The sequence below is a fragment of the Stenotrophomonas sp. GL_101 genome, assembly GCF_057835675.1.
In genome coordinates, this window is the sequence record NZ_CM174432.1 from 450,877 (window position 1) to 472,661 (window position 21,785).

Genomic DNA, 21,785 nt, shown 5'->3' on the forward strand with positions numbered 1-21,785 from the left:
GCATGAGCGGCCTCACGCCACGGGCGTCACTGGCGGTGCTGGCGGGCCTTGCGATGGCCGCCAGCATCAGCGCCGCGCCGCTGCAACCGCAACCGTTCGACGCGATGTTCGAGCAGGCCCGGCAGCACTATGCGCTGCCGGGCCTGGCGATGGCCGTGGTGGCCGACGGCCAGGTGGTGTATCAGCGCAGCGCGGGAGAGCGCCGCGTCGGCACGGGCGAGCCCATCGATGCCGACACCCTGTTCAAGATCGCCTCCAACAGCAAGGCGATGACCGCCGCACTGCTGGCGCGCCTGGTCGACCGTGGCCTGCTGCACTGGGACGACCCGGTGATCCAGTACCTGCCGCAGTTCCGCATGCACGATGCGTGGGTCACCCAGCACATGCAGGTGCGCGACCTGCTCATCCACAACAGCGGGCTGGGCCTGGGCGCGGGCGACCTGATGCTCTGGCCCGAGCCCAACCGCTACACCCGCCAGGACATCCTTGCCGGGCTGGCCCACCTCAAGCCGGTCACCAGCTTCCGCAGCGGCTATGCCTACGACAACCTGATGTACGTGGTGGCCGGCGAAGTGGCCGCTGCGGCAGGCGGCAAACCGTATGACCAGTTGCTGCGCGAGGAGGTGTTCGTGCCGCTGGGCATGGACCGCTGCCAGGTGGGCGCCTGGTCGGTAACGCAGGTGGGCAACGTGGCCCAGCCGCATGCCCGGACCGGCGGGCACAACGTGCGCGTCGGCAGTGACGGCGGCACCAGCCCGGACCTCACCTCGATGGCGGCCGGGGGCATCCGCTGCAGCCTTGCGGACATGACCCGCTGGATGCAGGTGCTGCTGGACCCGGCGCGGGTGCCGGGCTGGCTCAGTGCCACCCAGCGTCGCGCGTTGTGGACCGCGCACATGCCGATGCCATTGGGTGAACGGCAGCGGCAGTGGGACACCGCGCATTTTTCCGCCTATGGCTACGGCTGGCGGTTGTCGGACATGGACGGGCAATGGAAGGTGGCGCACACCGGCACGCTGTCGGGCATGTACTCCTCGCTGGCGCTGTTGCCGGACCGCCACATCGGTGTGGTGATATTGATCAACGGCGACGCTGAAGACGCCCGCACGGTGTTGATGCAGGCCGCGCTCAAGCATTTCACTGCGCCCTCCGAGGGCCGCGGCGTGCTCGATTACGCGCGCCTGCTGGCGCAGGACCAGCAGCAGCGCACGGCCGCCGGCCACGTGCGCCCGGATACGCGCGCACGCCGCCCCGCCGACCGGCACGCCACTGCCGCGTGGCAGGGCCGCTATCGCGATCCCTGGCTGGGCGATGCCCGGCTCTGCATGCAAGAGGGGCACCTGCGCTTCAGCGTGGACAAATCCCCGCTGTTGCGCGGTCGCGTCATGCAGCTGGGCGAGCGCTGGCTGGTGCAGTGGGATACGCTCGGTACCGACGCCGAGCCCTGGTTGCAGGTGCAGCCGGGCGCGCCGCCCACGCTCACCCTGCGCGCCATCGACCCGGATATCGACTTCAGCTATGACTACCAGGACCTGCAGTTCACCCGCATCGGCGATTGCCCGTAGCGTCGCGCTGCTGCTGGCCCTGGCGGGCGCTGCGGTGGCCCAGCCGGTGCAGGTATCTCCGGCGCACACCCCCGCCGAGGCCGGGCTGGTGGACATCGGCAGCCTCGCGCCGGGCATTGCGCTGGACATCCGCTATGCCGGCACCGACAACTTCACCGGCCACCGCGTGCCGGGCTACGACGCGCCCCGGTGCTACCTGCTGGAGCCTGCCGCGACCGCATTGGCGGCAGTTGAAGCCGAGCTGCGCAGCACCGGCTTCGCCCTGCGGCTGTTCGACTGCTACCGCCCGGTGCAGTCGGTGCGTGCGTTCGTCGCCTGGGCGCACGACCCGGCCGAACACTCCCGCAAGGCGCTGCAGTATCCCGACCTGGACAAGCCCGCGCTGCTCGGCGTCTACATCGCCGAAACCTCCGGCCACAGCCGCGCCGCCACCGTCGACCTGACCCTGCTCGACTGCCGCAGTGGCGCCTGCACCGCGCTGGACATGGGCACCGACTTCGATTTCTTCGGCACGCGCGCGCATACCGATGCCCCGGACATCACTGCCACCCAGCGCGACAATCGCCAGCGGCTGGTGCAGGCGATGGCCCGCCACGGCTTTGCCAACTACGCGCTGGAATGGTGGCATTACAGCCTGCGCCCCGAGCCAGACCCGCACACCGCCTACGACGTACCGGTGCATTGACCGGCGTGCCGGCAAGGCGGGCCGCTACACTGTGGGCTGACCGCCCGCCCGGACCCCGATGAACCTGCCGCTGCACTTTGGATTGCTCGGAACCCTCGAAGCGGGCCTGATCGCCCTGCTGGTGGGGCTGCTGGTGTACGCGCTGTGGCACCGCCTGTGCCGCTGGCTGGGCGGGTCGGTTGGGCATGCGATCGGCTGGTCGTGCGTGATCGCGGTGGCGGGCTCGGCCGGTATCGATGCCTGGAAGCTGTTCTACATGGGCATGATGCGGTTGGAGTCGCCGTTGTATGCGCGGTTGTTCCTGAGCACCATCCACGATCCGAACGAACTGGGCTCGCGGGTGGTTCTCGAAGTGGCCGGCGCGCTGGCCGGTGTGACCCTGGGCTGGCTGTTGTTCAGTTCCCGCTCAGGCGAAAAAAACGCCAGCCACGACTGACATTGCGTTTGCATCCGGTTAAATCCGACCCGGTTGAATGCACACCTTACTTCCTGCTCACCTGCACATAACCAGTGCGGTAATGCACGTGCGCGGGCAGCGGGTTAAGACCGCGTGCGCACGCCGATCGCGGCGCAATTTCGATTCACAAACGGGCTGGCAGTGTGGGGCCGTGCGGAAACAACCGAACCGCGCAACATCCCCAAAGGAGACCACCCATGACTATTCGCATCCGCAAGCCCCTGATCGCCCTGATCGTCGCCGCCGGCAGTGTGCTGGCCCTCCCGGCGATGGCCCAGTCCGCGCAGCAGAGTGCCGCGCAGGCGCAGAACCAGGCGGCGCAGGCCCAGCAGGCGGCGGCACAGGCCGGGCAGGCTGCTGATTCGGCCACCGGCGCTGCCGCCCAGGCCTCGCAGCAGGCCAACGGTGGCGGCGGCCAGACCTGGGCCAGCGTGGACACCGACGGCAACGGCACCATCAGCAAGACCGAGTCGCAGGTCAACGCCGGCCTGGCGCAGGTGTTCGACCAGGCCGACACCAACAAGGACGGCGAGCTTTCGGCGGACGAATACAAGGCATACGTGGCCGCCCAGCAGGGCAAGGCCGCCAGTGGCAGCGGCGCACAGCCGGGCAACTGAACACGCGTTCCATGAGCAGGCAAGGGCCTTACACCGCTGGACACCGGTGAACGGCAGTGAGGGAGGAGGGCGGCTCAGGCCGCCCTTCTTTCAGGTGCGGCCCGGCGCCGGTTCGGGCAACGGGCAGACGATGTCATTGGGTGACGCCGCCGCTGTTGCTATCCTTGCCCGATGATGACCTCCATGCCCGCGCCCCAGGGCGCCATCGGCCTGGTCGGCTTTGACGGTGACGACACGCTGTGGAAGAGCGAAGACTATTACCGCACCGCCGAGCAGGGCTATCTCGACATCCTGTCGCGCTACATCGACGTGCACGACACCCAGACCGCGCGCCACCTGCTGGAGGTGCAGCAGCGCAACCTCGGCGTGTTCGGTTACGGGGTGAAAGGCATGACCCTGTCGATGGTCGAAGCGGCCATCGAGATCACCCAGCAGATGATCACCGCGCGCGACCTGCAGCAGATCCTGGACATCGGCCATGACACCCTGCGTCATCCGGTGGAACTGATCGACGGCGTGCGTGAGTCGGTCAGTGAAATCGCGCGCGATTATCCGGTGGTGCTGATCACCAAGGGTGACCTGTTCCACCAGGAAGCCAAGATCAAGATCGCCAACCTGCGCGACCTGTTCCCGCGCATCGAAATCGTGTCCGAGAAGGACCCGGAAACCTACGCCCGCGTGCTGGAAGAGTTCGACCTGCCGATCCACCGTTTCTGCATGGTCGGCAATTCGCTGCGCTCGGATATCGAGCCGGTGATCACCCTCGGCGGCTGGGGCATCCACACCCCGTACGCGGTGACCTGGGCGCACGAAACCCAGCACGGCGTGGCCGACGACGAGCCGCGCATGGTCGATGCCCCGACCGCCTTCGACTGGCCGCAGGCGTTGCGCGTCATCGAAGCCAAGGCCGCGCAGGCCTGACCGGCATGCAGCATCGCGGCAGCATCGGCCCATGACCCTGCGCACGCTGCTGGTGGTACTGCTGTTGCTGCTGCCACTGACGGCAGCGGCGCAGCAGACCGCGGAGAAATCCGAGGCCTATGTCGTGGATACCGGCGATGCCTGGGTGGATGGCCAGCTGCAGGACATCAACCATTACGCCGAGCGCTACCCCGACAGCTTCCTGGATGAAGTATCGCGCTATGCCGGCGTGCCACGCGGCTACATCGCCGCGCTGATGTACACCCACGGCTGGCAGGCCGGCGATATCTATTTCGCCTGTTTCTGGGCCCACGCCATCCAGCGCTCGTGCCGCGACAGCGTGCAGGCCTGGACCCGCGCCACGCCGGCAGCGGGCAGCCCCAAACACTGGCAAGCGGTGGTGGCCGAGCTGCCCGTGAAGCCGACCAACCTGCACTGGCGCGCCGTGCGCCACGCCATCGTGGCCAGCCACGACCATTGGGACCGCCCGGTCACACTGGATGCCACCCTGCAACGCCAGCTCGGTAATCGCGCCCAGCGCCTGCGCAGCGCCACCCACGCCGATCCCGGGCCTTGACGGTTCGCGCATCCGCGGCTTTGCTGCTGTGCAGATCGCGGTGCCGCCCGGGCTCGGCGACACTATGCGATTGCCGTACCTCCCCCCGTGATCCGTTGCCGAGTACGTAATGAGCACCGACCGTTTCGTTTCACCCGACGATATCCGCAGCCTGTTCGCCCAGGCGATGTCCACCATGTACCGCACCGAAGTGCCGCTGTACGGCACCCTGGTGGACCTGGTGGCCGAGATCAACGATGCCGTGCTCACCGCCGATCCAGCGCTGGTGGCCCAGCTCGACCGCAACGATGAGCGCGCCCGCCTGGACCAGGAACGCCATGGCGCCATCCGGGTCGGCAGCGCCGACGAGCTGGCCACCCTGGGCCGCCTGTTCGCGGTGATGGGCATGCACCCGGTGGGCTATTACGACCTGTCGGTGGCCGGGGTGCCGGTGCATTCCACCGCGTTCCGCCCGCGCACGGCCAAGGCGCTGGCGCACAACCCGTTCCGCGTGTTCACCTCGCTGCTGCGGCTGGAGCTGATCGAAGACGCCGCGCTGCGCGATGAATCGGCGCGCATCCTGGCCCGGCGCCAGATCTTCACCGATGCCGCGCTGGCATTGATCGCCCAGGCCGAGCGCGACGGCGGGCTGGACCAGGCAGGCGCGCGCCGCTTCGTCATCGAATCACTGGAAACCTTCCGCTGGCATGGCGATGCCACCGTGTCGCTGGCCACCTACCATGCGCTGCACGACGCGCACCGGTTGATCGCCGACGTGGTCTGCTTCCGCGGCCCGCACATCAACCACCTCACCCCGCGCACGCTGGATATCGATGCGGCGCAGGCCGGCATGCTCGCCCGTGGCATCGATGCCAAGGCCGTGGTCGAAGGCCCGCCGCCGCGTCGTTGCCCGATCCTGCTGCGCCAGACCAGCTTCAAGGCGCTGCAGGAAACCGTGCATTTCCCCTCTGGTGACAGCGGCGATGCGGGCACCCATACCGCGCGCTTCGGTGAGATCGAACAGCGCGGCCTGGCGCTCACCCGCAAGGGCCGCGCGCTGTACGACCAGCTGCTTGCCCAGGCGCGCGACAGTGGCGGCGCCGGCAGCACCGGGCAGGATTACCCAACCCGGCTGGCGGCGGCGTTCACCGCCTTCCCCGATGACCACGACACCCTGCGCCGCGAAGGCCTGGGGTACTACCGCTACGCGCTCACCGACGCCGGTCGCGCTACTCCGGCCGCCATCGGCGACCTGCCGGCCGACGCGTTGATCGCGGCCGGCCTGGTCAGTGCCGACCCGATCGTCTATGAGGATTTCCTGCCGGTGAGTGCGGCGGGCATCTTCCAGTCCAACCTGGGTGGCGAAGAGCAGCGCGCCTACACCGCGCACGCCAACCGCGGCGCGTTCGAACAGGCGCTGGGCATGCCGGTGGAAGACGAGTTTGCGATCTACGACCGCCTGCAGCAGGCGTCATTGACGAGTCTGCGCACCGGGTAACCGGGCGGGTGCCGGTCGGTGGTCGGTACGCGTATTGCCGCGTCCCATGTCGCGTGCGCCACGACCAACGGTCGTGGCCTACCGGGGGTCGGGCGCCACGGCCAATGGGTGGCCGCACCCGGTAGGTGCCGACCGTTGGTCGGCACGGCACCTGGCCACGCCCGCCATGACCCGTCCTGCCATAGGTTGACACCTGTGGCGGATGATCTGGCCGCCGTCAGGCGGCCAGAGACGCCCGATGCACCGCATCGGGCGTTTGCATTTTAAGCGACAGGTGCGGCCGCTCGGCGTTATAGATCCCCACCGACTCGGCGACCATCTGGCGTGCCTGCAGCAGGTCCCGAGGCCGGTGCAGCAGGAACTCGCCCTTCAAAATTCCATTGACCCGTTCGGCCAGCGCATTCTGGTAGCAGTCGTAGCCATCGGTCATCGAGCAGGTCACCCCATGCCTGGCGTGGATCTTCTGGTAGTAGTCCGAGCAGTACTGGATACCCCGGTCGGAGTGATGGATCAGCTGCTGCCGCGTTTTTCGTTCCTTCAGCGCCATCTGCAGTGCTTGGGCGACCTGTTCGGTCTGCAGGGTGTCGTGCACGCTCCAGCCCACGATCCTGCGCGACCACACATCGGTAATCAGGCTCAGGTATACAAATTTCCCCTGCGTGGGCAGGTAGGTAATGTCGGCTACCCAGACCTGCTCACTGCCGGTCGGTACCACGCGCCCTTCGCCGGGCTTGAGAAGATTGGGGTGCCGCCGGAAGCGGTGATGGCTGTCGGTCGTCTTGTGGTACGCCCGCCGCATGGGGACCAGCAGCCGGGCATCACGAAGGACGCCAAACAGACGGTCGCGCCCCATTGCCACTCCCGATGCTTGAAGCGTCGGTCCAATCAGATGATGCAGCTTGCGCGTGCCGATGCGCGGCTGGCGCGCTCGATAGCCACCTACCAGCGCGAGCGCCCGAGCACCGTCGGCCAATTGCCGCTGCTGACGATGGCCTGCCTGATAGTACGCTTGGCGACTGATACCAAAATGCCGGCAAGCCCTTGCCACGCTTACGCCTTGGAGGCGCCTTTGCGTGAGGACTTGCCGGAAGGCTTTTTTACGATGCGCACCCCGTAGTCTTCCTTGAGCACATCCACGATGGCCTCGAAAAGCTGCGCCTTCTCGGTCGCCTCCCGCAGCTGAACCTGCAGGACTTTGATCTGTTGTTCCGGTGTCAGCGGCTTGGCCGTTCCGGACTTGGGAGCTGTGGTCATGGGGGCAGATGATGCCCCACCTGACCAGTCTTGCCGACCATGTCGCCGAAGCCACGACAGCACGGTGCTCCGTCCTTGGATTCCGTAGCGCTCCTGGGCCTGCTTGTAGGTCAGCTCCCCACGCTCGACCTGGTCCACCACCGACAACTTGAAGGCCAGCGAGTAATCCCGCTGGCTGCGCCTGATTGTTGAATTCATTGAACATTCCTCTTCCTGTGGGAAAAGGTGTCAACTCAATTCAGGACGGGTCACCACCAACAAAAACGCCGGGTTTGTGCCCGGCGTTTTCGCATTCAACCCATCATGCCTTCATCGTGCCGGTGTCCAGCCAGCGCTGGTGCCACGACAGCGCCTCGGGCAACAGGTGCGGGGTGTGCTTGCCGTAACTGTCGCGGCTGGCGCGCTCGAAATAATCGTTGAGCTGATCGCGGAAATCCGGGTGCGCGCAGTTGTCGATCACCACCCGGGCGCGCTTGCGTGGGGTCAGCCCGCGCAGGTCGGCCAGGCCCTGTTCGGTCACGATCACCGACACATCGTGCTCGGTGTGGTCCACATGGCTGACCATCGGCACGATCGCCGAAATGCTGCCGTTCTTGGCCGTGGACGGGCTCAGGAATGCCGACAGGAACCCGTTGCGTGCGAAATCGCCCGAGCCACCGATGCCATTCATGATCCGGCTGCCCATCACATGGGTGGAATTGACGTTGCCGTACAGATCCACCTCGATCATCCCGTTCATGCCGATGCAGCCCAGCCGGCGCACCAGCTCGGGATGGTTGGAGATTTCCTGGGTGCGCATGATGATGCGCTCGCGGTAGAAATCGATGTGCTCCTTGAACGTCTCGTTGGCCTGCGGGCTCAGCGCGAACCCGGTGCACGAGGCATAGCTCAACACCCCGTCGCGCAGCAGGTCCAGCATGCCGTCCTGGATCACCTCGGTGAACGCGCTCAGGTCACGGAAGCCACTCTTGCCCAGCCCGGCCAGCACCGCATTGGGAATATTGCCCACGCCCGACTGCAGCGGCAGCAGGTTGGCCGGCAACCGTCCCCGGGCCACCTCGTGCTTGAGGAACTCGATCAGGTGCGCGGCGATCTGCTCACTGGTGGCATCGATCGGGCTGAACGGGCTGTTGCGGTCCGGGCCGTTGGTGCGCACCACCGCCACGATCTTGTCCGGGTCGCAGCGCAGCGCGGTCTCGCCGATGCGGTCGTTGCCGTGCACCAGCGGAATCGGCTTGCGGTGCGGCGGCAGCGCGGTGCCGTAATAGATGTCGTGCATGCCCTCCACGCCGGCCGGCTGCCACGCGTTGACCTCGACGATCACCTTCTTGGCCAGGTCCAGCCAGGTCTTGTTGTTGCCCACCGAGGTGGACGGCACCAACGAACCGTCTTCACGGATCGCCGAGACCTCGATCACCGCCGTGTCGATCTCGCCATAGAAGCCGAACCACACGTGCTGGGCGACGTGGCTGAGGTGGATGTCGATGTAATCCAGCTTGCCCTCGTTGATGCGGTTGCGCGCATCGGGGTCGCTCTGGAACGGCATGCGCATGGCGATGCCGTCGGCCTTGGCCAGCGCGCCGTCCAGCTCCGGCGCGGTCGATGCGCCGGTCATCAGGCTGATCTGGAACGGCAGGCCCTGCGCGTGCACCGCTTCGATGCGCTGGGCCAGCGCCACCGGTACCGCCTTGGGATAACCTGAACCGGTAAAGCCGCTCATGGCGACGGTTTCACCCGGCTGGATCAGGGCGGCGGCGGCTTCAGCGGACACAACGCGGTCACGCAGACGCGCGTTGGCAATGCGATCGACAGACATGGCGACAACGTTTCTGGGGGGACCTGCATTATCGGCGATCCACGCCCTGCGGGGTGTGCGACCAAGGTGGGATGGCGTTGTCGGCCACCGCCGGCCCCTGTTCAGCTTTTCCCACGTTCGCGGCGGGTGAATTTTTTTTGCAGTGCAGCGTGCAAGTTGCCCGCCGACCCTAGAAGATCGACCTGCATCCCGACGTGGGGGAGGGAGCAGAGCCCGCTGGCAGTTCGCTGCAAGCGGGCTTTTTATTGCCTGGCCTCCGGACATCGGGGCGCCCGTGGGTACAGCGCGTCGATACGCGCCTGGGCAGTACGGCCAACCGATGAACACGCCTTTTTCCGGCGGCGCTACGTCGGCACGGCATAATCGCGTCATGCCGATTCCTGCCGATGCCGTCCCCGCCGCCCTCGTTCCCCTGGTTGACCGCGCACTGGCGCGGCTGGCCCTGTCGCTGGCCGACAGCGGCCACTGGCCACCGTCCCCGGACCTGCTCGACCGCCTGCGCGAACTGGCCATCACCAGTGATTTCGCCATCGACACCCTGTGCCGCCAGCCGGCCCTGTTGTCGCACCTGGCCCAGCCGGACTGCCCGCCGCTGCCGCTGCCCGAGCTGGACCGGCAACAGCCCAGCGACTGGCCGCAGCGCCTGCGTCGCTATCGCACCGCCGCCTCCACCCGGCTGATCTGGCGCGATCTGGCCGGATTGGATGATGTGCCGGCCACGCTGGCCGGTGCCACCGCGCTGGCCGAGCACTGCCTGGGCATCGGCCTGGCCGCGCTCGAACAGGAATTCGCCAGCCGCCATGGCGTGGTCCGCGCCAGCGACGGCAGCGCCCAGCAACTGGTGGTATTCGGGCTGGGCAAGCTCGGTGGCGGCGAACTCAACTTCAGTTCCGATGTCGACCTGGTCTACGCCTACCCGCAGGGCGGCGAATCCGACGGCGCGCGCCCATTGGCGGCCGAGGAGTATTTCGCCCGGCTCGGCCAGCGCCTGGCCCGCCTGCTGGATGAAACCACCGTGGACGGCTTCAGCCACCGCGTCGACCTGCGCCTGCGACCGTTCGGCAGTGCCGGCCGGGTGGCGCTGTCGTTCACCGGCATGGACCAGTACTTCCAGCGCGAAGGCCGCGACTGGGAGCGCTATGCCTGGTTGAAGGCGCGCGCGGTGGCCGGCGACATCGACGCCGGCGAAGCCTGGCTGCAGACCCTGCGCCCGTTCGTGTACCGCCGCTACCTCGACTTCACCGCGCTCGACGGCCTGCGCGACATGAAGGCGGCCATCACCGCCGAAGTCTCCCGCCGCGAGATGTTGGATGACATCAAGCGTGGCCCCGGCGGCATCCGCGAAATCGAGTTCCTTGCGCAGGCCCTGCAGTTGATCCGCGGCGGCCGCGAAGCCAGCCTACGCGAGCGCCGCCTGCTGCACGCGTTGCCGGCGCTGGTTGCCTGCGGGCAGATGGCCGCCACCGATGGCCAGGACCTGCTGCACGCCTATGCGTTCCTGCGCACGCTGGAGAACCGCCTGCAGATGCTGCGCGACGCGCAGACCCACGCACTGCCCACCGATCCCATCGACCGCCTGCGCATCGCCAGCGGCCTGGGCTACGCCGATTGGGACGCGCTGGTCGCCGCACTCGACGTCCAGCGCGACCGTGTCAGCACCGAATTCGGCGCGCTGCTGGCCCCGCGCCGCGGCCAGGCCGCGCCCGATGCACTGGCCAGTTACTGGCGTGGCCTGCCCGACGATGGCAGTGCCGACGTGCTGGCCACGGCCGGCTTCCACGACCCGGTCAGCGCCGACCAGTCGCTGCGCGAGTTTGCCCAGTCGCTCGGGGTCAAGTCGCTGTCCGACACGGCCCGTGCGCGCCTGGACCGCGTGCTGCCGGCGCTGCTGCACGCCGCCACCCGCTCGCCGCACCCCGATGCCGCGCTCAAACGCGTGCTCGGCCTGCTGCAGGCCATCCTGCGCCGCACCAGTTACCTGGCCCTGCTCGACGAACAACCCAGCGCACTGGCCCGCCTGGTCGACGTGCTTGCGCGCAGCGCGCTGCTCGCCGAGCGCCTGGCCGCCTACCCGTTGCTGCTGGACGAACTGCTCGACGTGCGCGTGTCCGGGCCGATGCCCGACGCGGCCGGCATGCAGGCCGAGTGCGATGCCGCGCTGGCCGTCGACGACCCCGAAGCGGCGCTGCGCATGCTCAACGAAACCCGGCTGGCGCTCAGCTTCCGCATGGCCCTGGCCACGCTGGATGGCCGCCAGCGCGCAGTGGACAGCACCCGCCAACTGGCCGAACTGGCCCAGGCCGTGGTGGTCACCGCGTTGGCGATGGTGCAGGCGGACATGCAGCGCGCGCATGGGGTGATTGGCGGCGGGCGCTTTGCGATCATCGGCTACGGCAGCCTTGGCGGGCTGGAGCTGGGGTTCGGTTCAGACCTGGACCTGGTGTTCCTGCACGACCACCCCGCCGACCAGGAGGGCAGCGACGGCCCGCGCCCGCTCGACCCCGGCCGCTGGTACGCGCGCCTGGCGCAGAAGGTGATGGCCTTGCTGGGCGCGGTCACTGCCGCCGGCCGCCTGTACGACATCGACGTGCGCCTGCGCCCCGATGGCGGCAAGGGCGCGCTGGTGTCCTCGCTGGCCAGCTATACCGAGTACCAGCGCGAGCGTGCGTGGACCTGGGAACACCAGGCACTGGTGCGCGCGCGCGGCATCGCCGGCGACGCCACCTTGCTGGGCGATTTTGAACAGGTCCGCGCGGCCACCCTTGCACGCCCGCGCGACAACGCAGTGCTGTACACCGACGTGCTCAAGATGCGCGCGCGCATGCGCGCCGAGCTGGACCGCAGCGATGCGGCGCGGCTGGATCTCAAACAGGGCGCCGGGGGCGTGGTCGATCTCGAATTCCTGCTGCAGACCGGCGTGCTCGACAGTGCTGGCAGCCACCCGCAGGTGCTGGACCCGCGTGACACCCCGCGCCTGATCGACGCCCTGGCCGACATCGCCTGGCTCCCCGGCGGCACCCGCGCCGGTCTGCATGACGCGCACGCCGCGCTGCTCGACGTGGGCCTGGCCTGCACGTTGGACCGGCGGCCCCGCCTGGCTGCACCCACACCCGCATTGGAAGACGCGCGCGCAGTGATCAGCGCCGCGTGCGAAGCGGCCGGCCTGCCGTTCCAGGCGACACCCGCGTAGCGCGGCACAGGCCAGCGCTGCGCGCGGTCGCCGGGCAGAGACCCGGCGCTACCGGCTGCTGTTGTCGGCACGCACCGGTGCCATGCGCCACAACAACGCCCGGAACGGCGCCAGCAGGAACACCCCGATGGTCAGCTTCACCGCCAGGTCGCCGGCCGCCCAGCTCACCCACGGCAGGCTGGACCCGGCAAAGGCGATGCTCCAGAAAATCGTCGTATCCAGCGTCGCGCTGCAGGTGGTGGCCACCATCGGCGCGCGCCACCAATGCCCGCGGCGCAGCCGGTCGAACACGGTGATATCCAGCAGCTGCGCGGCAATGAAGGCCAGGCACGAGGCCACCGCAATGCGCGGGGTCGCAATCCAGATCGACAACAGCACCGCCAGCGCGAACCCGGCCCACGCCACCTTGCGCGCGGCCTGCGGCCCAAAGCGGCGGTTGATCAGGTTGCTGACCAGAAACGCCACCGGATAGCTGAAGGCCCCCCAGGTCAACCAATCGTTGATCGGGTACATCACCAGCACGTTGCTGCCCAGCACCACCGCGCCCATGGCCAGCACCGCCAGCAGCAGCGCGCGCAGGGTCAACGGGGCAAACGTGATCGAAGGACGCACAGACATGGCGCACCGGGAAAGTCAGCGAAGCGGCGGATTATCCCGGCTCCGGCGGCGCAGGGCCACCGGAGCCGGTTCATCTAGAAGCGTTCGCTCATGCTGCTAGCGGCCGCATCGCCGGTGGGCAGGAAGGCCAGCGCGGTGCCATCGGCGGCGGCCACGGTCCAGCCGGCGCCGGCCGGCGTGGGGGTGAACTCCAGCACATCGCCCACCTTCACCCCGGCAGCCGGGTTGTCGGCACGTGCCGGCCATTCCACCACCGCCAGTGCATCGGGCGCCTGCGGATTCTTCAGGTCCACCCGGTAGCCGCCATCGGGCTGTTGCGCCACGCGCTCCACGGTCAGCGGCGGCAGCGCGCCTGCCTTCTTTCTGGCGGCCCGTGCGGCGCGGTTGTGCGGCATCGAGGCGTCATGCACCTCGCTTACCCCCAGCGCGCTCAGCCATACCGGCGCGGCAATCACCGCCAGGCTCACCGTGGAGGTCAACAACACGCTGCTGGTCACCGGCGACGCACGCCGCAGGTTCTGCGCCGAGGCCGGCGCGCTGGCGGCAACCAGGGTCAGCGCCAGCAGCGGCGCCAGGGCAAGCGAAGAAGTACGTGTCATGCGGCCGTTCCGGTGCGCGCGCGATGGCGCAGTGGGCTTACCAGCGCGCACTCGGCTGCGCCGCGTCGGGATCGGTTGGCAGGAACGCCAGCGTCGTACCGGCCGCGTTGGCCACGTTCCAGCCCGCCCCACCCGGGGTAGGGGTAAAGGCCAGTACATCGCCCACGGCCAGGCCGTCTGCCGGGTTGTCCGCGCGCGCCGGCCACGACAGCACCGCCAGATCGTCCGGCGCCTGCGGGTTCTGCAAGGCAACCTGCAGTGCACCGTCGGCACTGCGCTCCACCTTTTCCACGGTCAGCGGCGGCAACGGCTGGGCCTTGTTGCGCGCCTTGGCCGCGCGGCTGCGCCGGGCCGAGCCATCGCTGGCCTTGCTCACGCCTGCCGAGACCAGCCAGATCGGCGCGGTCACCACCACCACGCTTATCACCGAGGTGACGATCACGCTGCTGGCCACCGGATGCTGGGTGCTGAACTCCTGTGCCGACGCGGGCAGGCTGGCCGCGCACAACGCAACGGCCAGCAGCGGTGAAACAGCAACGCGCGAAATCCGTGTCATCGGGTAGTCCTTCGAGGCATCAACGTAGGCGCGCAGTATGCCTGCAACCACACCGCCCGCAGCTGACTCATGGCTTGGGCGCGGCGATGCCCGGCACCGCCACATGGGCAACGCTCAGTTCGCGCTGCATGCCTTGTTGTCGCTGCACGAAATCGAACACCGATTCCACCGTCACCACCGAGTAGTTGCCCGAGATGCGCTCGCTCGCCGGATGGTCGGTCACCGCCGCATTGGGCACGAAGAAACGCGCGCCCAGCCGCTTGGCCACGCCGATATGCAGCGTACTCGGGCGGTAATCGTGTTGCTTCAACCAGTCCTGCACCTGGGTGCGGTTGACGATCAACGTGCCATCGTCGTTCTGCGCCATCGCCGCGGCCAGCACCTCCAGCACCCACTGGTTGGAGTTCTGGTACTCGGCACGGAACGGGTAGGCCACCACGCTGTAGCGCGCCTCGTGCAGGGCACGCGCCTGGATCGCCGGTTGGGTCAGCATCGCCTTGAGCGCATCGCGCAGCGCCGGGGTAGGCACACCGATGCGCAGGTCGGTATGGCTGGAGGTTTCACCGATGAAGGTGGCCACGCCTTCGCGGAACAGATGCGATTGCGCGGTCTTGCACGGATTGAGCAGATGCACCGCACGCCACTGGCCGTCATCCTCGCGCAGCAGGAACGCCACATGGCTGTGGCGCAAGCCATACTTGCTCAGGTCCTGGCCACCGCGCGCAATCAGCACCACGTCCACGCCGTCCAGCGCATCCAGCTGTTCGGTGGTGGCCAGCGCCACATCGAACATCGAGGCCAGCGCGGCCGGCGTGGGGTAGTGCTCCACGCATTGTGGTTCGGCGTGCGCGATAGGGGCGGCCAACGCCAGTGCCATGCACAGCGGTGCCAGCACGCGCAGCGGATTCAAACGGGTAGGGCGGGGCACATCCATGTCACACGTTCTCCAACGGCACCGCGCCGCCGCCGCATCATACCGATAGCAGGCGCTGGCGTACTTCGGCGGCCACCCGGGCGGTTTCGCGCAGTGGTTCGATGCGGCCATCGGCATGCCAGTCCAGCCAGCGCGATTGCAGCCGGCCACGTGCATGCAAGGCCTGCTGGAAGTTGGCCATCCGTCCCTGTGCCTGCGCGGCCAACGCAACGGCCACCGGTAGCCGCGTGGCACACGCTTCGGACAGCAGGTTCACCGAATCGGGCGACACCACCACGCGATCGGCCCAGCCCAGCAGCCCGGCATACGGGTTCACCCCATCACCGCCATCGCCCCAGATCACGTGCGGCACCTCGGCGAACGCGCTGCGCAGCGCCCCCCCCAATGCCGGTGGCGTACGCCTTGAAGTGGTGGCCAACAGGCTGCCGCCTTCGGCCCGCAACTGCGCGGCCACCTGCTGGAACACCTGCACCATGTCTGGCTCGTGCCAAGGCGCGTGCGGGGTCGGGCCACCCACCAGCAACGCGGTGCGCGGCCCGGGCAGTTCACTGAAGGCGGCAAACGCCGCGCGGCCGCAGGCCAGCCAGTCGTCATTGACCGGGTTCAAACTGCCCAGCAGGGTCAGCACGTTGTCGCCGCGCAGGCGGTCGTGCTCGGGCACCACCAGCAGGTCCCAGTGGCGGGTGCCCAGGCGCGGGTCGAGGATCTGCACCACCTTGCTGCCCCGTCGGCGCAGCTCACGCAGGGCGCCGGCGGCCTGGCGGCCACAGCCGATGGCCAGGTCCGGCGGCGAGGCGGCCAGCTGCTTGAAGGCCTCGCCAAACCCGCCCGCCGCGCCCGGCAACCTGCGCGGGGCCAGCCAGCGCCACGGTGCGCGCGGGCTCAACACCAGCGGATGATGGGCCCCCAGTTTCAACGCCGACGCCAGCGCCACCGCTTGCCGGACATTGCCGGCACGGCCGTCAGTGATCGTCCAGGGCGGACTCCATCGTTTCACGTATGGCATTAATTCGTTTCAGTCAGGCTGGGTGTTGCAACTGTCACGACACTCTACACTGCCAGCCTTCACCGATCGCGCGGCCGTGTTGCCACGGCGCCGACCCCGCCAAGGTTCCCCCCACTTTTCTGGAGGCTTCATGTCCCACGTGCTCAACGATGCAGCGCTTGACCAGTTGTTCCGTACCGCCCGCACCCAGAACAACTTCCTGGACACCCCCGTCGAGGACAGCCAGCTGCAGGCCCTGTACGACCTGCTGAAGTGGGGCCCGACCGCCGCCAACTCGAGCCCGGCGCGCTTTGTGTTCGTCAAAACGCCCGAGGCCAAGGCCAAGCTGGCCCCGGCGCTGTCCGAAGGCAACCACAACAAGACCCTGGCCGCCCCGGTCACGGTCATCATCGCCTTCGACGAAGACTTCCACGAAAAGCTGCCCTACCTGTTCCCGCATGCCGACGCCAAAGCCTGGTTCGACGGCCCGCGTGAAGGCCGTACCGAGTCGGCGTTCCGCAATGGCAGCCTGCAGGGCGCCTACCTGATCCTGGCCGCCCGCGCGCTGGGTCTGGATGCCGGCCCGATGTCCGGCTTCGACGCGGCCAAGATCGACGAGGCGTTCTTCAAGGGCACCTCGCTGAAGGCAAACTTCCTGGTCAATCTGGGGTACGGTGATTCTTCGGGCCTGTTCCCGCGGCTGCCGCGCCTGTCCTTCGACGAAGCCGCCCGCATCGAATAAGCGTTTCCGCCAGACCTGGCCCGTCCGCGCGGACGGGCTGTTTGCAGTACTTCCCATTCCCTTCGCATTCCAGAGAGACCTGACATGACCCTTACCCGCAAACTGCTGCTGCCGCTGGCCCTCACCCTGGCCATCAGCGCCTGCTCCAAGCCGGCCGAAGAAGCCGCCGCCCCGGCTGCCGATGCTGCCCCGGCCGCTGCCGAAACCACCCCGGCCGCCGATGCCGCTGCGGCCGCCCCGGCTGCCGAAGCGATCCAGATCGCCTCGGGCACCTACAAGCTCGACCCGACCCACACCGACGTGCTGGTCCAGTGGAGCCACTTCGGCTTCTCGCACCCCACCGCCCACTTCGGCGCCGCCGAAGGCACCCTGGTGTACGACGCGGCCGACGTGAGCAAGTCCACCGTGGAAGTGAAGCTGCCGCTGAGCGGCCTCAACAGCTTCACCGCCAAGTTCGACGAGCACCTCAAGAGCGCCGATTTCTTCGACGCCGCCAAGTTCCCGGCCGCCACCTTCAAGAGCACCAAGGTGGAAGCCAACGGCACCAACAAGCTCACCGTCACCGGTGACCTGACCGTCAAGGACGTCACCAAGCCGGTGACCCTGGATGTCACCATCAACGGCGGTGGCGAGCACCCGATGGCCAAGGTGCCGGCTGCCGGCTTCGATGCCACCACCACCATCAAGCGCAGCGATTTCGGCGTGGGCGCGTATGCCCCCAACGTCAGCGATGAAGTGAACATCCGCATCACCACCGAAGCCACCGGCGAAAAGCCGGCTGCGTAATCGGTCACGCGGTTGAAGTGCAGAAAGCCCGCCCAACGGCGGGCTTTTTGTTGCCCGCCGCGCCGCGCGCGGGGATCGCCTACACTGCTGCGCTTCACGCACATCAAGGAGCACACCCGTGCAAGACGCACAGTATTGGATGATGGAATTCTGGACCGGCCTGAGCTTGCTCGACCTGGTCGGCGGCAGCGTGCTGGGCACGGTCATCGGCCTGCTGCTGGGCGTTGCCAGCTGGTGGGCGCTGCACCGCCGCCGCTGGCTGGCCCGGCGCAACCGCTGGCATCACTGGAGCATCGCCACCTACGTGGTGCTGCTGCCGTTGCTGTTCGCCTTCACCGGCCTGCAACTGGGGTTTGCCGCGGGCGCGCAGCGCGCCCTGTACAAGCAGATCGACCATTTCCAGCCGCACCTGCAGACCCTGGTGGCGATATGGATGGTCGATTTTGAAACCTCGCTCGACGACCCCGCGCTCACCACCCTGATGCGCAGCGACGCCAGCGTGCACCAGGTCACCCGCGAGGTCGTGGACGCGTACCTGGCCGCGCACCCGCTGCCCGGAGCAGGCTACCTGCAGGGCGAAGGCCGCCTCCAGCGCTGGACCCGCAGCGGTGTCGAACACGTGCGCGGCGCATTGATGTCCCAGTGGGTGGAGGACACCCTGTCGGACAAGGCCTCCGGCTACAGCGGCGTGGACAAGAAAGTGTTCCGCGAAGCGCTCGGCATGCGCATGAACGAACTGCTGCACACCCAGGGCGTCATCCGCCTGCTCAAGGCGCAGCTCAGCGGCATGATGCCCGGCATCTACCTCGGGCTGTTACTGCCGCTGCTGATCATCATGGCGCTGGTACTGCTGGAAATCGGCCTGGCCAAACGCTACAACTGGCGTCGCAGCGCATCCCCCGTAGAGCCGACCGTTGGTCGGCTGCTTTCCGCATCGGCCGCGTGAACCCCAACGTCAACGGCAGCCGACCAACGGTCGGCTGCTTTCCGCACCGGCCGTGTGAACCCCAACGTCAACGGCAGCCGACCAACGGTCGGCTCTACGGGGCACCCGCACGCTTCAGTCCGCTGCTACCGCCGCCACCACCTTCTCCAGCCACTGCGTGGCGAAGTCGGTCGGCAAACGTCGTGCCGGCGGCACGATCCCGGTATCGCGCAGGAACGCATGCGTGGCCTGCGCGAAATTCTGCCGGGCGCGCAGCGCGGTCTGCTTCACCGTGGCCTGCTGTTTGCGCAGCTGCACGATCTGCAAACTCGGCTTTCCCGGGACGGCATACTTTTGATACCGGCGCAGCTCATCGGCCACCAGTTCGATATCCGCGTTGGCCTTGGCCAGCGCCAACTGCGCCTTGGCCAGCGCCAGCACCGCCTCGCCCAGCGGCATAGCCAGCGCCGGCGGGGCCAGCGCGGCCAGTACGGGGGCCAGCGTGGCATCGCCGCGCTCGAGGCGATCGATCAGGTCGGTCAGTGCCGAAGGAGAAACTGCTTGCATGGAAAAGGGCACCGGCCAAAATGCGATTGTCGCATCCGCAGCCGGTGCCCGTCGCGGCTCAGTCGCCGTCGTCATGTGCCCAAGTTGGGTCCTTCCCGCGGGCTCATACCCGATTGGTCACTTTGCCGTACTGTTGGCCGAGCCTTGCCAACCTGAGCGTAGCCAATGGCAGGCCATGGATTCGGGCGACCTCGCCGGAGGCGCCCAGGCAGGCCCAGCCCAGCAGGCCACTACGTTGGGTACTTCAACCAAGCGAGGTGAAGCCGTGACCAACCGCCGCATCCTCAGCCCCCGCCCACTGGGCCGCCTCACGCTTGCTGCGCTGTTGCTCACCCTCACCGGCTGCAACTACGTCCGCTGCGGCGAGTACTACCCCTTTGTCAACGACAAGCGTGACGCCGCCGAGGTGGTGGCTTGGGCCGACGCGTATGTGCTGGGCCGCAACCCGGCCACGCTCACCCTCAACAGCGGTCTGCTGGTGGGGCCGGGCGACAAGCGCATCCGGGAAATGGAACAGCTGCCTGCAGGCCTGGCTGGAAGTGAGGTGCGGATCGTAGAGGAAGGGGCCGAGGGCATATCGGCCATCTTCATCGGCAGACGCACGTTGAAGGGGCTGTTGGTCACGCGCGATCCCATGCCCACCGCGCTGCAGGGTATCCCCCTGCTGGGAGCATCCATCTACGAACGCGGCGGGCGCACGGCCGTCATGTGCTACCACCAGCGGTAGCCGCACAGACCACGCCGCGCGCCGCCTGATCCGTTGCCTATGTCGGGGCGTCGCGGCTCAGTCGCCGTCGTGCTCGTCGGCGTGGGCCTTCCAGTAGCCGGTCGAGCGGATCCAGTCCTTCGGCACCCCCAGGTGGCCCTCGATGTACTTGCGCATCATCCGCGCCCGCCGCGACTCGGTGGCGATCCAGTAGAACGTATCGCCATCGGGTTCCTCGAAATCGGTCAGCACGTCTTCCAGCAGCGTGCTGCTGGCCGCATCGAAGCCATTGCGCTCCAGCCAGGACACCCGGATGCGGTCGTCCTCGGGCAGCGCCTGGCGGTCGCCGGATTCGGGAATCTCGATATACACATCGGCCTGCGCGCCCTCCGGCAACGTCTCCAGCCAGCGGCCAATGGCCGGCAGCGCGGTTTCATCGCCGATCAGCACATAGGTGTCGTAGTCCGGCGCGGTCATGTGCGACCCCCGCGGCCCACCCACTGCGATCGCATCGCCGGGCTGGGCGTTGGCCGCCCAACTGGAGGCCACCCCATGCCCGTGCATGACGAAATCCAGCGCCAGCTCACCGGCCTCCAGGTCCCACCAGCGCGGGGTGTAATCGCGGGCCGGCGACGGCGCCTGGCCTTCCGGGTAGCGTGGGCCTTCCGGGGTCAGGGTCGGCACCACGAACTGGCCTTCCGCGTTCGGGAAGAACAGCTTCACGTGGTCGTCGGGCGAGGGCGAATCGAAGCCCTCCAGCGCCGGCCCACCCACGATCACCCGGCGCATGCACGGGCTGATCTCCTCGGTGCGCAGCACCTGCAGCGGGCGGAACTTCACGGTATGACGCAGCAACTTGTTTTCGTGCAAAGCCATGGGAATACCTGTACTCAATGCGCCGCAGCGCGGCGTAGGGGGAAGACCTGGCTGGCCGGGGCTGGCTGGGTCGAATGCCGGAAATAGGGGGAAGTCACACTCAGCGTCCTTGCCCACGGATCTGCGCGGCGGCATCGCGCAGCGCCTGCGCCACGCCCACCGCGTTGTGCTCGGTCCAGCGCCCGTGGCACAGGCCCAAGGCCTGTTTCAGCTCGCGCAACGCCTCGCGCACGCTGGGCGGCAGGTTGGCCTTGGTGATCGTGCGCGCGCTGTCGCGGGCCCGGCGTACCGCCGCGTCCACCTCCTCGCGCTGCGCGCCCAGTTCGGCCTGGCCCAGCACCGTCAGCGCGTAGCGCTTGCGCCCGCCGTCTTCGCTGGCGGCCACCCAGGCGGCCGCTTCAAACTGCGCCAGCACCGGGTAGACCGAGCCCGCGCTGGGCGTATACACCCGCACGAACATGTCGCTGATCAGCTGGATCAACTCATAGCCATGGCGCGGCTGCTCGCCCAGCAGCGCCAGCATCAGCAGGCGCAGGTCGCCACGGCTGAGCGGGCGTGCGGCCAACGGGCGGGCAGGGCGGTCGAGGTCACGCGGAGCGGTCATTTCGATATATCGAATGAAGTGACGGAACGATATATCGAAAACTCGCCGCCGACCAGCCACTTCGCACGCACGGCAGGGATGCGTTCAGGTGAATTCCCCGCGTGACGGTGCGTGCCCGTGGTGGAACAGTGAGCCGCCCGGGCGCTCGCCCAGCGCGCGCCGCCAAGCCGCGCCGACGCCACTGCGTGGCCGCCGCAATGCCCCACAAACCGCGCCGCGCAAGGGCTGCCCACCGCCAGCGCCCGCAGCGGCTTGTCCAGCGCTGTCGTGCTGACCCACCCATGTCATCGCTGCAGGCGACGCTGACTGCGTGCGTGGAGCCCCGTTC

At 68.1% G+C, this 21,785-nt stretch carries 22 protein-coding genes; 12 read left to right on the forward strand and 10 right to left on the reverse strand.

Annotation, left to right across the window (positions count from 1 at the left end; all coding sequences use genetic code 11):
• Positions 1 to 2: 2 nt before the first annotated feature.
• From AC3IR9_RS02010 to hglS, 7 genes are all read left to right on the forward strand, one after another.
• Entirely contained in the window at positions 3 to 1,565 is a 1,563-nt protein-coding gene (locus AC3IR9_RS02010; protein WP_489293709.1) for a serine hydrolase, read from the forward strand.
• Positions 1,519 to 2,250, forward strand: a complete 732-nt coding sequence (locus tag AC3IR9_RS02015) for a M15 family metallopeptidase (protein ID WP_489293710.1) — start codon at positions 1,519 to 1,521, stop codon at positions 2,248 to 2,250. Before AC3IR9_RS02010 ends, AC3IR9_RS02015 begins: the two co-directional genes overlap by 47 nt.
• A gap of 58 nt (positions 2,251 to 2,308) precedes the next feature.
• On the forward strand, positions 2,309 to 2,686 hold the full coding sequence (locus AC3IR9_RS02020) for a hypothetical protein (protein WP_489293711.1): 378 nt from the start codon (positions 2,309 to 2,311) through the stop codon (positions 2,684 to 2,686).
• Positions 2,687 to 2,904: 218 nt separating this feature from the next.
• The gene (locus tag AC3IR9_RS02025; protein WP_489293713.1) at positions 2,905 to 3,324 is read left to right on the forward strand and encodes an EF-hand domain-containing protein; all 420 of its coding nucleotides are present in this window, start codon (positions 2,905 to 2,907) and stop codon (positions 3,322 to 3,324) included.
• 171 nt (positions 3,325 to 3,495) lie between these two features.
• Positions 3,496 to 4,245, forward strand: a complete 750-nt coding sequence (locus AC3IR9_RS02030) for an HAD family hydrolase (RefSeq protein ID WP_489293714.1) — start codon at positions 3,496 to 3,498, stop codon at positions 4,243 to 4,245.
• Between the two features lie 31 nt (positions 4,246 to 4,276).
• A complete protein-coding gene (locus AC3IR9_RS02035) occupies positions 4,277 to 4,822 on the forward strand; it encodes a hypothetical protein (RefSeq protein WP_489293715.1) in 546 nt (181 codons plus the stop codon).
• A gap of 109 nt (positions 4,823 to 4,931) precedes the next feature.
• Positions 4,932 to 6,299 (forward strand): 2-oxoadipate dioxygenase/decarboxylase HglS, encoded by a 1,368-nt coding sequence (hglS, locus tag AC3IR9_RS02040; RefSeq protein ID WP_489293716.1) that lies wholly within the window; start codon positions 4,932 to 4,934, stop codon positions 6,297 to 6,299.
• A gap of 217 nt (positions 6,300 to 6,516) precedes the next feature.
• Here the strand turns inward: hglS and AC3IR9_RS02045 are convergent.
• Both AC3IR9_RS02045 and scpC read right to left on the reverse strand, forming a co-directional pair.
• Positions 6,517 to 7,751 (reverse strand): IS3 family transposase gene (locus tag AC3IR9_RS02045; protein WP_489291031.1). Its coding sequence is split into 2 segments (ribosomal slippage): positions 6,517 to 7,400 and positions 7,400 to 7,751, totalling 1,236 coding nucleotides; the frame shifts between segments, so codons are not numbered across the junction.
• A 103-nt stretch (positions 7,752 to 7,854) separates the two neighbouring features.
• Positions 7,855 to 9,369 (reverse strand): succinyl-CoA:acetate CoA-transferase ScpC, encoded by a 1,515-nt coding sequence (gene scpC, locus AC3IR9_RS02050; protein WP_489293717.1) that lies wholly within the window; start codon positions 9,367 to 9,369, stop codon positions 7,855 to 7,857.
• A gap of 370 nt (positions 9,370 to 9,739) precedes the next feature.
• Here scpC and glnE point away from each other — a divergent pair, with 370 nt between their 5' ends.
• Entirely contained in the window at positions 9,740 to 12,559 is a 2,820-nt protein-coding gene (gene glnE, locus AC3IR9_RS02055; protein WP_489293718.1) for a bifunctional [glutamate--ammonia ligase]-adenylyl-L-tyrosine phosphorylase/[glutamate--ammonia-ligase] adenylyltransferase, read from the forward strand.
• 48 nt (positions 12,560 to 12,607) lie between these two features.
• Here glnE and AC3IR9_RS02060 read toward each other — a convergent pair whose 3' ends face one another.
• From AC3IR9_RS02060 to AC3IR9_RS02080, 5 genes are all read right to left on the reverse strand, one after another.
• Positions 12,608 to 13,177 carry a queuosine precursor transporter gene (locus AC3IR9_RS02060; RefSeq protein WP_489293719.1) on the reverse strand — a complete coding sequence of 190 codons (570 nt, stop codon included), beginning with the start codon at positions 13,175 to 13,177 and terminating at the stop codon, positions 12,608 to 12,610.
• Positions 13,178 to 13,251: 74 nt separating this feature from the next.
• Positions 13,252 to 13,776, reverse strand: a complete 525-nt coding sequence (locus tag AC3IR9_RS02065; RefSeq protein WP_489293720.1) for a hypothetical protein — start codon at positions 13,774 to 13,776, stop codon at positions 13,252 to 13,254.
• 37 nt (positions 13,777 to 13,813) lie between these two features.
• Positions 13,814 to 14,332 carry a hypothetical protein gene (locus AC3IR9_RS02070; RefSeq protein WP_489293721.1) on the reverse strand — a complete coding sequence of 173 codons (519 nt, stop codon included), beginning with the start codon at positions 14,330 to 14,332 and terminating at the stop codon, positions 13,814 to 13,816.
• Positions 14,333 to 14,399: 67 nt separating this feature from the next.
• Positions 14,400 to 15,266, reverse strand: a complete 867-nt coding sequence (locus tag AC3IR9_RS02075) for a DUF2145 domain-containing protein (RefSeq protein ID WP_489293722.1) — start codon at positions 15,264 to 15,266, stop codon at positions 14,400 to 14,402.
• A 37-nt stretch (positions 15,267 to 15,303) separates the two neighbouring features.
• Positions 15,304 to 16,272 carry a mitochondrial fission ELM1 family protein gene (locus AC3IR9_RS02080; RefSeq protein ID WP_489293724.1) on the reverse strand — a complete coding sequence of 323 codons (969 nt, stop codon included), beginning with the start codon at positions 16,270 to 16,272 and terminating at the stop codon, positions 15,304 to 15,306.
• Positions 16,273 to 16,402: 130 nt separating this feature from the next.
• Here AC3IR9_RS02080 and AC3IR9_RS02085 point away from each other — a divergent pair, with 130 nt between their 5' ends.
• The 3 genes from AC3IR9_RS02085 to AC3IR9_RS02095 all read left to right on the forward strand — a co-directional run bounded on the left by AC3IR9_RS02085 (position 16,403) and on the right by AC3IR9_RS02095 (position 18,725).
• On the forward strand, positions 16,403 to 16,993 hold the full coding sequence (locus AC3IR9_RS02085) for a malonic semialdehyde reductase (RefSeq protein ID WP_489293725.1): 591 nt from the start codon (positions 16,403 to 16,405) through the stop codon (positions 16,991 to 16,993).
• Positions 16,994 to 17,077: 84 nt separating this feature from the next.
• Positions 17,078 to 17,779, forward strand: a complete 702-nt coding sequence (locus AC3IR9_RS02090; protein WP_489293727.1) for a YceI family protein — start codon at positions 17,078 to 17,080, stop codon at positions 17,777 to 17,779.
• Between the two features lie 118 nt (positions 17,780 to 17,897).
• Positions 17,898 to 18,725, forward strand: coding sequence for a hypothetical protein (locus AC3IR9_RS02095; protein WP_489293728.1), 828 nt, complete (start codon positions 17,898 to 17,900; stop codon positions 18,723 to 18,725).
• Between the two features lie 114 nt (positions 18,726 to 18,839).
• Here AC3IR9_RS02095 and AC3IR9_RS02100 read toward each other — a convergent pair whose 3' ends face one another.
• Positions 18,840 to 19,271 carry a hypothetical protein gene (locus AC3IR9_RS02100; protein WP_489293729.1) on the reverse strand — a complete coding sequence of 144 codons (432 nt, stop codon included), beginning with the start codon at positions 19,269 to 19,271 and terminating at the stop codon, positions 18,840 to 18,842.
• Here AC3IR9_RS02100 and AC3IR9_RS02105 point away from each other — a divergent pair.
• Complete coding sequence (locus AC3IR9_RS02105) at positions 19,270 to 19,998, forward strand: hypothetical protein (protein WP_489293730.1); 729 nt, start codon at positions 19,270 to 19,272, stop codon at positions 19,996 to 19,998. The two genes, AC3IR9_RS02100 and AC3IR9_RS02105, sit on opposite strands and share 2 nt — an antisense overlap.
• A 57-nt stretch (positions 19,999 to 20,055) precedes the next feature.
• Here AC3IR9_RS02105 and AC3IR9_RS02110 read toward each other — a convergent pair whose 3' ends face one another.
• Both AC3IR9_RS02110 and AC3IR9_RS02115 read right to left on the reverse strand, forming a co-directional pair.
• Positions 20,056 to 20,853 (reverse strand): siderophore-interacting protein, encoded by a 798-nt coding sequence (locus AC3IR9_RS02110; RefSeq protein WP_489293732.1) that lies wholly within the window; start codon positions 20,851 to 20,853, stop codon positions 20,056 to 20,058.
• A gap of 100 nt (positions 20,854 to 20,953) precedes the next feature.
• Positions 20,954 to 21,457, reverse strand: coding sequence for a PadR family transcriptional regulator (locus tag AC3IR9_RS02115; protein ID WP_489293733.1), 504 nt, complete (start codon positions 21,455 to 21,457; stop codon positions 20,954 to 20,956).
• Between the last annotated feature and the right edge of the window lie 328 nt (positions 21,458 to 21,785).